Source organism: Serratia sp. PAMC26656, from assembly GCF_016469055.2.
GTDB classification, from domain to species: Bacteria; Pseudomonadota; Gammaproteobacteria; order Enterobacterales; family Enterobacteriaceae; genus Serratia; species Serratia plymuthica.
In genome coordinates this window covers 880,604-894,590 of the sequence record NZ_CP150486.1, presented here as the reverse complement: position 1 = coordinate 894,590, position 13,987 = coordinate 880,604, and the positions used below count along the sequence as shown (strand labels likewise).

11 protein-coding genes are annotated in these 13,987 nt (G+C 54.4%); 2 read left to right on the top strand and 9 right to left on the bottom strand.

The window, feature by feature from the left end; genetic code table 11:
- Positions 1–48 precede the first annotated feature (48 nt).
- The gene (gene recA, locus JEM67_RS04700) at positions 49–1,113 is read right to left on the bottom strand and encodes a recombinase RecA (protein ID WP_004950320.1); all 1,065 of its coding nucleotides are present in this window, start codon (positions 1,111–1,113) and stop codon (positions 49–51) included.
- A 112-nt stretch (positions 1,114–1,225) separates the two neighbouring features.
- Positions 1,226–1,714 (bottom strand): nicotinamide-nucleotide amidase, encoded by a 489-nt coding sequence (gene pncC, locus JEM67_RS04695; protein WP_013811546.1) that lies wholly within the window; start codon positions 1,712–1,714, stop codon positions 1,226–1,228.
- 250 nt (positions 1,715–1,964) lie between these two features.
- Between pncC and JEM67_RS04690 the strand changes: the two genes are divergently transcribed.
- Entirely contained in the window at positions 1,965–3,359 is a 1,395-nt protein-coding gene (locus JEM67_RS04690) for an MFS transporter (RefSeq protein WP_199638327.1), read from the top strand.
- Positions 3,360–3,393: 34 nt separating this feature from the next.
- Here JEM67_RS04690 and chbG read toward each other — a convergent pair whose 3' ends face one another.
- From chbG to JEM67_RS04665, 5 genes are all read right to left on the bottom strand, one after another.
- Positions 3,394–4,155: a chitin disaccharide deacetylase gene (gene chbG, locus JEM67_RS04685; protein ID WP_199638325.1), complete on the bottom strand. Its 762-nt coding sequence runs from the start codon at positions 4,153–4,155 to the stop codon at positions 3,394–3,396.
- A gap of 152 nt (positions 4,156–4,307) precedes the next feature.
- A complete protein-coding gene (chbR, locus tag JEM67_RS04680) occupies positions 4,308–5,171 on the bottom strand; it encodes a transcriptional regulator ChbR (RefSeq protein ID WP_199638323.1) in 864 nt (287 codons plus the stop codon).
- Positions 5,171–6,556: a glycoside hydrolase family 1 protein gene (locus tag JEM67_RS04675; protein WP_199638321.1), complete on the bottom strand. Its 1,386-nt coding sequence runs from the start codon at positions 6,554–6,556 to the stop codon at positions 5,171–5,173. The genes chbR and JEM67_RS04675 overlap by 1 nt, the downstream gene beginning before the upstream one ends.
- 48 nt (positions 6,557–6,604) lie before the next feature.
- Complete coding sequence (chbC, locus tag JEM67_RS04670; protein ID WP_199638319.1) at positions 6,605–7,966, bottom strand: PTS N,N'-diacetylchitobiose transporter subunit IIC; 1,362 nt, start codon at positions 7,964–7,966, stop codon at positions 6,605–6,607.
- Between the two features lie 11 nt (positions 7,967–7,977).
- Positions 7,978–8,295: a PTS sugar transporter subunit IIB gene (locus JEM67_RS04665; protein WP_006317708.1), complete on the bottom strand. Its 318-nt coding sequence runs from the start codon at positions 8,293–8,295 to the stop codon at positions 7,978–7,980.
- 875 nt (positions 8,296–9,170) lie between these two features.
- Between JEM67_RS04665 and mutS the strand changes: the two genes are divergently transcribed.
- Positions 9,171–11,726: a DNA mismatch repair protein MutS gene (gene mutS / locus JEM67_RS04660; protein WP_199638317.1), complete on the top strand. Its 2,556-nt coding sequence runs from the start codon at positions 9,171–9,173 to the stop codon at positions 11,724–11,726.
- A gap of 80 nt (positions 11,727–11,806) precedes the next feature.
- Here mutS and rpoS read toward each other — a convergent pair whose 3' ends face one another.
- Together rpoS and nlpD are read right to left on the bottom strand one after the other, a co-directional pair.
- Positions 11,807–12,805: an RNA polymerase sigma factor RpoS gene (gene rpoS, locus JEM67_RS04655; protein WP_004950287.1), complete on the bottom strand. Its 999-nt coding sequence runs from the start codon at positions 12,803–12,805 to the stop codon at positions 11,807–11,809.
- Positions 12,806–12,859: 54 nt separating this feature from the next.
- Positions 12,860–13,846: a murein hydrolase activator NlpD gene (nlpD, locus tag JEM67_RS04650; RefSeq protein ID WP_013811539.1), complete on the bottom strand. Its 987-nt coding sequence runs from the start codon at positions 13,844–13,846 to the stop codon at positions 12,860–12,862.
- Positions 13,847–13,987: the final 141 nt, after the last annotated feature.

Sequence of the window (13,987 nt, the reverse complement as noted above, 5' to 3'; positions counted from 1 at the left end):
AATCGACGTTGGTGCGGCCTACACCGCACGCACCAACCTCAACAGCGATTAAAACTCTTCGCTGGTTTCAGCTTCGCCATCATCGAAGCTTTCATTGGTAGCAGTAACCAGTTCACCGTTGCTGTGCAGCAGCAGGTCGCGCAGTTTTTTGTCCAACTCAGCGGCAACAGCCGGGTTTTCTTTCAGGAAGTTGCAGGCATTCGCCTTACCCTGACCGATTTTATCGCCGTTATAACTATACCAGGCGCCGGCTTTCTCGATCATCTTGTGCTTAACGCCCAGATCGACCAGTTCACCGCGGCTGTTGATGCCTTCACCGTACAGAATTTGGAACTCAGCCTGCTTGAATGGCGCAGCGATTTTGTTTTTCACCACTTTGACGCGGGTTTCACTGCCCACCACTTCATCGCCTTCTTTAACCGCACCGATACGGCGGATATCCAGACGAACAGAAGCATAGAATTTCAGTGCATTACCGCCGGTGGTGGTTTCCGGGTTACCGAACATTACACCGATTTTCATACGGATCTGGTTGATGAAGATCAGCAGCGTGTTGGCGTTTTTCAGGTTACCGGCCAGCTTACGCATCGCCTGGCTCATCATACGTGCCGCAAGGCCCATGTGTGAGTCACCGATTTCACCTTCAATTTCCGCTTTTGGCGTCAGCGCCGCTACGGAGTCAACGATGATCACGTCAACCGCACCAGAACGGGTCAAGGCATCACAGATTTCCAGAGCCTGTTCACCGGTGTCCGGCTGGGAACACAGCAGGTTGTCGATATCGACGCCCAGTTTTTTGGCATAAATCGGGTCCAGCGCGTGCTCGGCATCGATAAATGCACAGGTTTTGCCTTCGCGCTGTGCGGCAGCAATAACCTGCAGCGTCAGAGTGGTTTTACCGGAGGATTCCGGACCATAAATTTCAACGATACGACCCATTGGCAGGCCGCCCGCACCCAGTGCGATATCGAGTGACAGTGAGCCGGTAGAGATCGTTTCTACATCCATAGAACGGTCTTCACCCAGACGCATGATGGAGCCTTTGCCGAACTGTTTCTCAATCTGGCCCAGTGCCGCAGCTAACGCCTTTTGCTTGTTCTCATCAATAGCCATTTTTGCTCCTTCGTTTCGCAATGCCGGTGTTACCCCACACTGCCACGGAATGTATGTTGTGCAGGAAATGTCGCTAATTATACTGTATGGTCATACAGTATCAAGCCTAATTTTACAAAAATTCGTCAAGTGCGGTTTGCAGCGCGAAAATCGTCGCCTGAAGCCGCACTGCATCACGATCGCCGGCAAATTGCATCTTGTGCGCCAGCACCTGCCCAGAGCGTTCGGCGAAACCAAACCATACGGTACCCACCGGTTTTTCCGCACTGCCGCCGTCCGGGCCGGCAATGCCGCTGACCGACAGCGCCAGGCTGGCCTGCGCCGCGTGTAATGCCCCCTGCGCCATCTCGCGAACCACTTCCTCGCTCACGGCACCGTGGGCGGCAAGAGTCGCTTCCGCCACGCCCAACAACTCGTGTTTCGCCGCATTGCTGTAGGTGACGAACCCACGATCGAAGTAGGCGGAGCTGCCGGCAATGTCAGTAATGGCTTTGGCGATGCCGCCGCCGGTGCAGGATTCCGCACAGGTGATCCACAGACCTTTGGCCTTCAGTTTTTCCCCTACGGCAATGCTGAGTTCCCGCAGCTGATTTTCACTCATAACCCCTCCATAGCGAATCAGGTATATGCGCCCGATAGTAGCACTTATCAATGCCTGGCCGACGGCGCGTTGACATAAATGCGCAGCGCCTCGCAGGACAGGCAGTGTTAAGCCGCGGGTCAAACTGCTAGTATCAAATGTAACGCCCGGGTTAACGAATGGCGTTTCAGGATGAGGGATCTCACAGGGCCGTCTGTGCTGCCGGCATGGCGGGCCCAGGCAAACCAGGACAAAAGATTAGGATGATAGAGTGAAAAAAACGTTAGGCGTCTTCTTTCCGTTGTATACCACCACCCTGCTGATGTTGCTGGGTTCAGGGTTGCTCACCACTTACATCTCCCTGCGCTTAACCTCAATCCACGTCACCGGTGCGCTGATCGGCGCGATTATCGCCGCCAACTACATCGGCCTGGTGATCGGCGGTAAAGTCGGGCATTTCCTGATTGCCCGCGTCGGCCATATCCGCGCTTACGTCTCCTGCGCCGGCATCATTACCGCCGCAGTGCTGGGGCACGGCCTCACGGAATACATTCCGGCCTGGGTGGTGCTGCGCCTGATTATCGGCCTGTGCATGATGTGCCAGTTTATGGTGCTGGAGAGTTGGCTGAACGACCAGTCGGAATCCAATCAGCGCGGTAGGGTTTTCGGTTTCTACATGGCGGCCACCTACCTGGGCATGTCGCTGGGCCAGGTGGTTCTGATGCTGCAGACCAATCTCGGCATCACCACGTTGTTGGTGATCGCACTGTGTTTTGCACTCTGTCTGGTGCCCATCGCCCTCACCACTCGCACCAATGCGCGTCATATGTCACCGGCACCCATGGAGCTGCGCTATTTTATCGGCGCCATTCCCAAGGTATTGGCGACCACGCTGGTGATCGGCATGGTCGTCGGCTCTTTCTATGGTCTGGCACCGGTCTACGCCAGCATGCAGGCGCTAACTACCCAACAAACCGGCCTGTTTATGGCGATCTCCATCTTTGCCGGGCTGGTGGCGCAGTTCCCGCTCAGTTGGCTGTCGGACCACTATAACCGTACGCTGTTGATGCGCATCAATGCCATTTTACTGATCGTGGCAGCACTGCCGCTGGCTCTGGTGCCACACATCGATTTTCCGGTGCTGCTGGTGGTGGGATTTATCGTCAGCATGCTGCAATTCACGCTGTATCCGCTGGTCGTGGCATTGGCGAACGATCTGATCGAACCGGAGCGGCGCGTATCGCTGGCAGCCTGTTTGCTGATGGCGTTCGGCGTTGGTGCCAGTATCGGGCCGCTGGCGGTCGGTGCGCTGATTCAGCCGCTGGGCGGCAACATTCTGTATGCGTTCTTCTCGCTTTGCGGCGTGCTGCTGGTGGCCTTCAGCCGTACGGTAAAAGAAGACGAATCGCAGTTTGTGCAGGATGCGCCATTACCGCATATTCCCCTGCCGGACAGCCTGACCAGTTCGCCACTTTCACCGGCATTGAACCCAACCTTCGATGAGCAGATCATTCACGATACCATGCCGCCGCCAGAGGCGGCACCGGAACCAATAGAGGAGCAAACCAGCGAAACGCCGGCGATGGAAGAAGCGGAGGAGCCTATCCCGCAGGGCGCAGACCCCGATGAGGATACGGGGTTGAAAAAGGCCCACTCGATGCTTTAATCATCGGCCCCTCCTTGAGCGCGGTATCCGAGCATCACAGATCCAGGAAGGATCCCAGACGGTAACCGCGCTCCTCAATCGCGTTTTTAATGCCTGGCGCGGTCAATACTTCCACTTCCGCAAGCCGCGGATAACAGTATTTGCTCTCCAATAGGGTCTTATCCAGGAATGCCGGGTGGCACATCATCTCTACTGAACCGACGCCACGTTTGTCGGCCCGGTCAAGCACCTGCAAAAACAGGGCTTTGGATATAGCCTCGCCATAGAAACCCGAATCAAACCACTCGGTGCTGTGATCATAACGCAACGGAATGCCTTGTTGCTCCACTGCCTGGCGGTCAATACGCAGCGGAATGGATTTGGACTGAGCGAAGGCTTCCACCAACGGATAGATCTGCGGCAGCATATGCGCATGATGGTGGCTGTCGATATGAGTCGGTGCGTTACCGAAAACGGCCGTAAACTTGTCGTACTGCCCCGCCAGCTCATTGTAGATTTCGTCCAAATCCAACATCGCAAACTCGGCCCTTTCCCACAGCCACTTACCCAGTTCCCCCCGCTCATTGACCAATGACGGCATCGCAGTCAAGGGACGCCCATGAGTCAACACAAAATGCAGCCCCACCTGCAGCCCAGGAAAAATTCTGCTTAACTGCGCAGCGTGGTGCACATCCTCGCCATTCACCATGGCGGTAGTTGAAGAGACCACCCCATAGTGAAACGCCTCGATAATGCCGTAGTTCTGGCCTTTGCTCAGGCCAAAATCGTCGGCGTTCACTATCAGTAACTTTTCCATTTTGGCATCCATTTAACACATTTTTGGCGAGGGAAAGCCGTCCGTCAGGTACGGCAGGTCCCTTCACGTAGACAAAGAAACTTATTTCATCAGGCTATGAGTGGCCTGAAAGGTATTCGGAATATCGGCGTTAATACTTATCGGGAGCGGCCCTAAATAGGGCCGTAGAACTTTTTTCGGTAATTACCCGGGGTGACTTCGGTGAGTCTTTTAAAGTTTTTAATAAACAGGCTCACGTCACCGTAGCCTGAATCGAAGGCAATATCCGACACGGAATAGTTCGTCACCTCAAGCTGCGTTTTGGCAAAATTGATGCGGATTTCATTAATCACCTGCATCGGCGTTTTATGGTAGTAACGCCGCATCGCCCGGGTCAGGTATTCCTGCGTTTTCCCAGACAGCTCAACCATATTCAGCAGCGCCTTTTCGCCAAACATCGCCTTATCATGCATGCCCGCCAGCGTATTCTTCAGCCATTGGGGAATGTCATCGCCTTCGCCGCACTCTTCCTTGTAATGACGGATGCGGCTGACGATATAAAAAGTCAGCGTTTCCAGGAACTCGGCAAAGTCATCTTCGCGAAACTGCGGGGAACCGACGACCGACTCGATATAGGCCAAAAATTCGTTCTTCAGACTGTAAGCCTGCGAGGCGACAAAACAGCGCGGCAGAAGCTGCAGGTAGAGCTCCTCAAAGAAGACCTTGCCGACCGCCACGTTGAAAATTTTCGCGGCGCCAAACTCGTAGAAGCTTTGATGGCGTGAGCCGATAGGGATAAAAACAAAGTCTCCCCGCTCGAGCAGCACCCGCTTGCCGTTGATCTCCTGATAGCATTTACCGCTCAGGACAATGGTGAACTCATAGTAGTCATGCTGATGCAGCCCGGTCGCGCTCTCCACCTTGTTATAGATAAACAGATGAAAGTCTTTGCAGTTAAAAAAATCCTGCTCCCGAATCAGCTTAACGTCGTTCGCATTCAGCGAAACCTGATTATCAGTCACCGCGTACGCTCCCATTAGTCGAAACCGTTTTGTCTGGCCGTTTCGGCGAACCAGTAGCCACTCTTTTTAAGCGTGCGCCGTTGGTTTTCCCGATCCAGTCTGACTAGCCCGTAGCGATTCTTATAGGCATTGAGCCAGGACCAACAGTCAATAAAGGTCCATAAATGATACCCTTTGCACTGAGCCCCCTCTGCCAGCGCCCGATGCAACCATTTGAGATGATCGCGTATAAAGTCGATGCGATAGTCATCCTCCACCCGGCCGGTAGCGCCGATGAACGCCTCCTCACCCTCTACGCCCATGCCATTTTCTGAAATATAGCAGGGAATATTGCCGTAGTTTTCCTTCAGATCCATCAGAATGTCATACAGCCCTTTTTCGTAGATCTCCCAGCCCCGGTGCGGGTTAATCTTCCGGCCCGGCATCTCATAGTAGCTGAACAGATCTTCCGGCATCGTCACCCTATCGGTGGCCCGGAAACCTTCTTTCGCTTTAACCCTGCGAGGCTGGTAATAATTGACGCCCAGGATATCCACAACCCCGTCGGCAATCAGCTGTGCATCCTCGGGCTCGGTCTGCGGTTGCAGCCCATTGGCTTTCAGCAAATCCACCAATTCTTGCGGATAACGCCCTTTTGTCACTGGATCCAGGAAGCTCTTGTTCAGCAACAGATCCGCATAGTTGGCCGCCACGAGGTCGTCCTGGCGGGTCGAGCGGGGATAGGTCGGGCTCAGGTTCAAAATAATGCCGATCGTGCCCTCGTTACCCAGCGCCCTGAAATGACTCACCGCTTTGGCGTGCGCCAGAACGCTGTGGTAAGCCACCACGACGGCCCTTTTGAAATCGACCAAACACGGATAGTGCAGGTCGTTCAGATAGCCCGCTTCAACCGGCACAATCGGCTCATTGAACGTGAACCAGTGGGTGACTCTGTCGCCGAACAGGGTGAAGCAAGTCTTGGCGTAGCGAGCATAGGCTTCGACCACAGACCTGCTTTCCCAGCCGCCTTTCTGCTGCATGCACAGCGGCATATCGAAATGGTAGAGATTGATAAATGGCGTGATGCCCTGCGCTAACAGACTATCAATCAGCGCATTATAGAAGGCGACCGCTTTAGGGTTCACTTCGCCATCGCCCTCCGGGATCAGCCGGGACCAGGAGATGGACGTTCTGAAGGTGTTATGTCCAAGCGTTTTTAACAGCAGGATATCGTCGCGAAAATTGTCATAAAACGTGGACGCCTCGGAGGGACCCACCTGATGATGAAAACGTTCGGGGGCGGTTTCATGCCAGTAATCGAAGATGTTCCGGCTCTTGCCATCCCGCGCAGAGGCCCCTTCCGACTGCGGCGCAGACGTGGCGCTTCCCCACCAGAAATCGTCAGCAAAGTGATATTTCATTCAAACGCCCCTAAAACCGGGGCAGCAGACGTTGCCCCATTCCGACAGTTAGAATTTCAGCGCCTTGGCGATATCTTCTTCGCTCTCGGTCGCCTGATCGATCTGGCTTTGCGCCTTGTTGGAAATCATTACGAACGGCAGGTAAATCAAGGTCGCCACGCCCAGGTTGAAGAAACTCAGCAACATGGCGACGATGCTGCCGTTGGTGTTGAAGAACGCTCCCAACCCGACCGGCATGGTCCAGGGCGCAATGTTGGTGATGGGCGGGATCATCCCGGTGTAATAGGCCACCGTGGTGATAATCGTCAATACCGGTTGAACCAGGATGAACGGAATAAACATCACCGGGTTCATAATCACCGGCAGACCAAACAGGATAGGTTCATTGATCTGGAAGATGCCCGACGGGGTAGCCAGCTTGGCAACCTGACGATAGTCTTCGCGGCGTGAGGCGATAAAGATGGCGATAATCAGCCCCAGCGTCGAGCCGGTCCCGCCAAGGTAAATGTAAGAGTCGACGAACGGCTTCGCCCACATGTGGAACTCTTTGCCCGCAGCAACCGCCGCCTCGACGGAACCGTACTTGTTGTAAAGCTCCACGTTCTCCAGCGCGAATGGCGTCATGATGCCGCTATCCAACGCCGCCAGCGCCATCGAGCCATGTACCCCGAAGAACCACAGCAGCGAGGAGAACATCACATACACCCACCCCACTACGCTGCCCATTTTCGCCAGCGGAGCCGAAATGCTGTCCATAATGATTTGGTGGAAGTTAGTGCCCCACAGCGTAAGGCAGTAAGCCAGCACGCCCATAATCGACAGGATAATAAAGCCGGGGATCAACGCGGAGAAAGATCGTGATACCGAAGAAGGCACACTGTCCGGCAGGCTGATCACCCAATTGCGGCGCACCACAAAGGCAAACATCTCCGCCACCACCAGACCGATCACCATACCGGAAATGATGTTGGCGCCCCCCAGCCAGTTCGCCCCCACAGCGTAGGCTTCACCCACACTGAACGGCGTCACGGTCATAAAGGCGGCAACGGCCAGCAACGCGGCTGCCAACGGATCAACCTTTCTTTCCTCAGCTAAAGCCATACTGATAAAAAAGGGCGTCATCAGGGACATGATCCCCAGGGTACCGTTATAAACGCTGCCGCCGATGCTTTTCAGGCCATTCAGCGTTTCAATGGTGGATGTATCGAGCCGCACTCCCAGCGAGAAGAAGAACGATCCCTCACCGAAGCTGAGAAACACGTTGTTGATCAGAACGAACATAGCCCCGGTCAGCGTCAGCGGCATTAACCGGATAAACCCGTTTTTGATGGCATTAACATGGGGTTGCTTACCAATTTTCACGGCAAAAGGCAGAATGACCTTTTCCAACGAGGCAATTAACGTATTCACGGCAACGCCCCTTATTGGTTAGCTTTTTTGATTGTGGCAACCGCCGCCTTCAGTACGCCAAGGCCATCAAGTTTGCCGTACAAAACGGAGTCGATCACTTCGACCGGCTTATGCGGCAACTGTTTTTGCACTTCGGCAAGCGTGTAGGCAATCTGTGGCCCCAGCAGGATCACATCTGCCTCAGCGCCTTTCTCCGCAGCCAGAGCTTCGGGATAAGCGGCAATGATCACCGGCACCTCGTACTTCTCCGCTTGCGCTTTCATTTTTGAAACCAGCAGAGAAGTGGACATACCGGCAGAACAAAACAGATAGATTTTTTTCTTTTCCATACCAAGCACCTTGAGATAATCAAAAAAACCACATGTCATTTGTATGCCAGATGCAATGACGATTGCCCTACGCACTTTCCTTGTGAAGACTCCATGAATGTTGCCCTGGTTGCGAACAGTATACGGAGCTGCAAGCGCGGATAAGTAATTCACCGCTCTATATAACCGTCTCTCCTTGACCTGGCAACTTGACTCCCTTCACATTTCGGGCAAAAAAATTATGTGAGCGGCTTAACAAATAAATGCACATGACGAAATAAAAACGAAGAAACCCCTTAAATGTTATCTATAAACAATAAGTTGTAAATAGACACGCTATATATACGTCTTATCAGCGGCTTTGTCTCATAGCATTCAAGGTAACAGTATAAAATAGTTCATAGTTGATTATGTCGCTGTACCGGTGGCACCCGAAAACCCGTAGCCTAACGGGCAGGTTCTGGCGTGCGCCAACGGATAGGAGAAGTGAAACATCGAAGGGAAAAATCATGGAAATTTGGTGCCGACCGGCAGATTGATGTGCAACTTCATCCTTTCATTGCAAGCCATCTTTGCGCAAAGCTTCCAATTTTTACCTGTGACAGCGGATTGCCCGCTGGGCTAGTATAGCGTTGGAAAAGGTTCTTATATTCGTAGCGCTACCAGTAACACGCAAGCCTCATCATCTTGATGGCTCAGGCGACAAAAGTTTGCCAGCCTGTTTGCCTGCCATATAAGCTCCGTTTTAGGCCCACTGATTGATTTACATGAGCTATCGTATATTTTTGCTCGCAACCCACAGATTTAGCGATTTTTTGTGAAATGGCGTGATACCTAATGATGACAATGAAAATCACAATTAACTTTAAATTCAATGGATTGGAACCGGTAACGTTATGACCAGCACCGATAAACTCGATTCACACACGCCGATGATGCAGCAGTACCTGCGCCTCAAGGCGCAGCACCCCGAAATTCTGCTGTTCTACCGCATGGGCGATTTCTATGAGTTGTTCTACGATGACGCCAAACGCGCCTCCCAACTGCTGGATATTTCGCTGACCAAACGCGGCGCTTCAGCGGGTGAGCCAATCCCAATGGCCGGCGTGCCGCACCACGCGATCGAAAACTACCTTGCCAAGCTGGTTCAGCTCGGCGAGTCCGTCGCCATTTGCGAACAAATCGGCGATCCGGCGACCAGCAAAGGCCCGGTCGAGCGCAAGGTCGTGCGTATCGTCACGCCCGGCACCATTACCGACGAGGCGCTGCTGCAGGAACGCCAGGATAACCTGTTGGCGGCGATCTGGCAGGATGCGCGCGGTTTCGGCTACGCCACGCTGGACATCAGCTCCGGCCGTTTTCGCGTCGCCGAACCGGAAGACATTGAAACCATGGCGGCCGAGTTGCAACGCACCAATCCTGCCGAGCTGCTTTATCCAGAAACCTTTGAACACATGGCGCTTATCGAGAAGCGCCACGGCCTGCGCCGTCGTCCATTGTGGGAATTTGAACCCGAAACCGCACGCCAGCAGCTTAACCTGCAGTTCGGCACCCGCGATCTCACCGGTTTTGGCGTGGAACAGGCCCATCAGGCATTGCGCGCCGCCGGCTGCCTGTTGCAGTACGTCAAAGATACTCAACGCACGGCATTGCCGCATATCCGTGGCATCACCATGGAGCGTCAGCAAGACGGCATCATCATGGATGCCGCAACGCGGCGTAACCTTGAACTGACCCAAAACCTGTCTGGCGGCAGTGAAAATACGTTGGCGGCCATTCTCGATTGCACCGCAACGGCGATGGGCAGCCGTATGCTAAAACGTTGGCTGCATATGCCGACCCGCGACATCAAGGTGTTGAACAACCGCCAGCAGGCGATTGGCGCGCTGCAGGATCTGTATGCCGATCTGCAGCCTTCGCTGCGGCAGGTGGGGGATCTGGAGCGCATACTGGCGCGTCTGGCGTTGCGCAGTGCCCGTCCGCGCGATTTGGCGCGCATGCGCCATGCATTCCAGCAGTTGCCGGATATTCACGCTCTGCTCCAGGGTGTGGAAACTCCGCATGTGCAACATCTGTTGTCGCAAGTCGGCCAGTTTAATGAACTGCAGGATCTGCTGGAACGAGCGGTGGTTGAAGCCCCACCTGTGCTGGTGCGTGACGGCGGCGTCATCGCCCCCGGTTATAACAGCGAGCTGGATGAGTGGCGCGCATTGGCCGACGGCGCCAGCGACTATCTCGATCGTCTGGAGATCCGCGAACGCGAAAAGTTGGGGCTGGATACGCTGAAGGTGGGGTTCAACGGCGTGCACGGCTATTACATCCAGGTCAGCCGCGGACAAAGCCACCTGGTACCTATCCACTACGTGCGCCGCCAAACGCTGAAAAACGCCGAGCGCTATATTATTCCTGAACTGAAAGAGTATGAAGACAAGGTCCTGACCTCCAAAGGCAAGGCGCTGGCGATCGAGAAAGGCCTGTATGAAGAACTGTTCGATTTGCTGCTGCCGCACCTCGGGGAATTGCAGCAAAGCGCCGCTGCGCTGGCTGAACTGGACGTGCTGGCTAACCTGACGGAGCGTGCGGAAACGCTGAACTACGCCTGCCCGACCATGAGCGAGCAGCCGGGCGTACGCATTACCGAAGGCCGACATCCGGTGGTGGAACAGGTGCTGAGCGAGCCGTTTATCGCCAACCCGCTGTCGCTGTCGCCTCAGCGTCGAATGCTGATCATTACCGGCCCCAACATGGGCGGTAAAAGTACCTATATGCGTCAAACGGCGCTGATCGTTCTGATGGCGCACATCGGCAGCTACGTGCCGGCAGCCAAAGCCGTTATCGGCCCGGTGGACCGTATCTTTACCCGCGTTGGTGCCGCAGACGATCTAGCCTCTGGCCGCTCTACCTTTATGGTGGAAATGACCGAGACGGCCAATATTCTGCATAACGCCACCGAGCACAGCCTGGTATTGATGGATGAAATCGGTCGCGGCACGTCGACCTACGACGGTCTGTCCCTGGCCTGGGCCTGCGCCGAGAATCTGGCCAGCCGCATTAAGGCCATGACGCTGTTCGCCACCCATTACTTCGAACTGACGACCCTGCCGGAGAAAATGGAAGGTGTGGTTAACGTTCATCTGGATGCGCTGGAACATGGCGACACCATCGCCTTCATGCACAGCGTGCAGGACGGTGCGGCAAGTAAAAGCTATGGTCTGGCGGTTGCGGCGCTGGCCGGTGTGCCGCGCGAGGTGATCAAACGCGCACGCCAGAAACTGCGTGAGCTGGAAGCCATCTCCAGCCATACCGCCTCCGGTACCGTTGACGCCACCCAGATGACGCTGCTGAATGAAGAAACCTCACCGGCGGTAGAAGCGCTCGAGGCACTGGACCCGGACTCTCTGTCCCCACGCCAGGCGCTGGAGTGGCTTTACCGCCTGAAGAAAATGGTGTAAATCCGCCGACGCTACAGGCATAAAAAAACGGTGAGCATAATGCTCACCGTTTTTATTTTGATGCGATTCAACTGCCGACGCTATTCGCGGAACAGCGCCTCAATGCTCAGGCCCTGCAACTGCAGAATTTCACGCAGGCGACGCAAACCTTCAACCTGGATCTGACGTACACGTTCGCGAGTCAGACCAATTTCACGGCCCACATCTTCAAGCGTTGCCGCTTCGTAGCCCAACAGGCCGAAACGACGAGCCAGCACTTCACGCTGCTTGGCGTTCAGTTCGAACAACCACTTAACGATGCTCTGTTTCATGTCATCGTCTTGCGTGGTGTCTTCCGGGCCGTTGTCTTTCTCGTCAGCCAGAATGTCCAACAGCGCTTTCTCTGAATCTCCGCCCAACGGCGTATCGACAGAAGTGATACGTTCGTTCAGACGCAGCATACGGCTGACGTCATCGACCGGCTTGTCGAGTTGCTCGGCAATCTCTTCAGCGCTCGGTTCATGATCCAGTTTATGAGAAAGCTCGCGCGCAGTGCGCAAATAGACATTCAGTTCTTTAACGATGTGGATAGGCAAACGAATGGTTCGGGTTTGGTTCATTATCGCCCGTTCAATCGTCTGACGGATCCACCAGGTTGCGTAAGTTGAGAAGCGGAAACCGCGTTCCGGGTCAAACTTTTCCACTGCACGGATCAGGCCGAGGTTGCCCTCTTCAATCAGATCCAGCAGCGCCAGGCCGCGATTACTGTAGCGACGGGCGATTTTCACCACCAGCCGCAGGTTGCTTTCGATCATTCGGCGGCGGGACGGCACGTCACCGCGCAGTGCACGCCGCGCAAAATAAACTTCTTCCTCTGCAGTAAGCAGCGGAGAATAACCGATTTCACCCAGATAGAGCTGCGTCGCATCCAATACGCGTTGGGTAACGCCTTGAGAGAGCAACTCTTCTTCCGCTAAATCACTCTCACTGGCCTCTTCTTCGACCAGTGCTTTTTCGTCGAATGACTCCGCTTCCGTTGCGTTCTCGTCGAAATCCGCATCATCCTGTAACTCGTTAACTTTCAGCGTATTTTGGTTCATATGCTGCTCCTACCCGTGATACCGCGAGCAGAATATCAGCGTATTCTGCCCAATCTATCGCTGCGGAAGAAAACGCAGCGGGTTTACGGATTTCCCCTTGTAACGAATTTCAAAATGCAAACGTACTGAACTGGTTCCGGTGCTACCCATGGTGGCTATTTTTTGACCCGCCTTCACTTCTTGTTGTTCCCGGACCAGCATTGTGTCGTTGTGAGCGTAGGCGCTCAGGTAATCATCATTGTGTTTGATGATGATCAGATTACCGTAACCCCGTAAAGCGTTGCCTGCGTACACTACGCGACCATCGGCGGTAGCGAAGATAGGCTGCCCACGGGAACCGGCGATATCGACACCTTTATTCCCACCTTCTGATGAGGAAAAGTTATCAATAATCTTACCGTCAGTTGGCCATCTCCAGCTACTCACTGGCGAGCTGTTACTGACGGTGCTGCTCACTGGTGGAGCAACGACCGGCGCGGTAACAGGTGCTGCTGCGGTGGTTGCCGCTACTGCACCTGCTGCAGGTAACATCTTACCTACATTCTGTTTACCCGAATTATCAGAATACGCGTTAGTTGATGGAGAATCAACCGTTGCAGTTTGTATCTGCGTAGTGGAAGGCGGCTTCGGAACACCGCCGCGGGTTGCGTCTGTCGCCGCCAGCATGCCGCCGTTTCCGTTCGCAGAACCATTACCAAGTTGAATGCTTTGACCCACATTCAAACTGTATGGCTCAGGAATATTATTACGTTGCGCCAGGTCGCGGAAATCGCTCCCGGTGATCCACGCGATGTAAAATAGCGTGTCGCCTCGTTTTACCGTGTAGGTATTACCGCTGTAGCTCCCTTTGGGAATTGAATTGTAACTGCGGTTATAAACGATACGCCCTTCAGGGCTGGCGTTTGCTCCGGCGTTGCCGGATGCAGCGGCTCCGCCACCGCCCACACTACTGATAGGGGCTGATGTCGATGCATCATTCGTACAACCCGCCAACCACAAACTCACCATCGTACACACCGCAACCCGGCGTAAAGTAATCATTGGGCTTCCCGTGCTCATGCTTCCCCCATGACAGCAATATCAGCGATATATCCAAAATACCCTTTACATCGTAGCTGAGCTTTTACCACTCTCTCAGTTTCTGCGATGAAAGGTGCCCGCGGCCGATCCCTGAATGCCAGG

Coding starts and splice junctions, on each gene's coding strand:
- chbG (WP_199638325.1), bottom strand. CDS start 4,155: ATGGAAAAGTTACTGATAGTGAACGCCGACGATTTTGGCCTGAGCAAA.
- JEM67_RS04675 (WP_199638321.1), bottom strand. CDS start 6,556: ATGAAATATCACTTTGCTGACGATTTCTGGTGGGGAAGCGCCACGTCT.
- mutS (WP_199638317.1), top strand. CDS start 9,171: ATGACCAGCACCGATAAACTCGATTCACACACGCCGATGATGCAGCAG.
- chbR (WP_199638323.1), bottom strand. CDS start 5,171: ATGGGAGCGTACGCGGTGACTGATAATCAGGTTTCGCTGAATGCGAAC.
- JEM67_RS04665 (WP_006317708.1), bottom strand. CDS start 8,295: ATGGAAAAGAAAAAAATCTATCTGTTTTGTTCTGCCGGTATGTCCACT.
- pncC (WP_013811546.1), bottom strand. CDS start 1,714: ATGAGTGAAAATCAGCTGCGGGAACTCAGCATTGCCGTAGGGGAAAAA.
- nlpD (WP_013811539.1), bottom strand. CDS start 13,846: ATGATTACTTTACGCCGGGTTGCGGTGTGTACGATGGTGAGTTTGTGG.
- rpoS (WP_004950287.1), bottom strand. CDS start 12,805: ATGAACCAAAATACGCTGAAAGTTAACGAGTTACAGGATGATGCGGAT.
- recA (WP_004950320.1), bottom strand. CDS start 1,113: ATGGCTATTGATGAGAACAAGCAAAAGGCGTTAGCTGCGGCACTGGGC.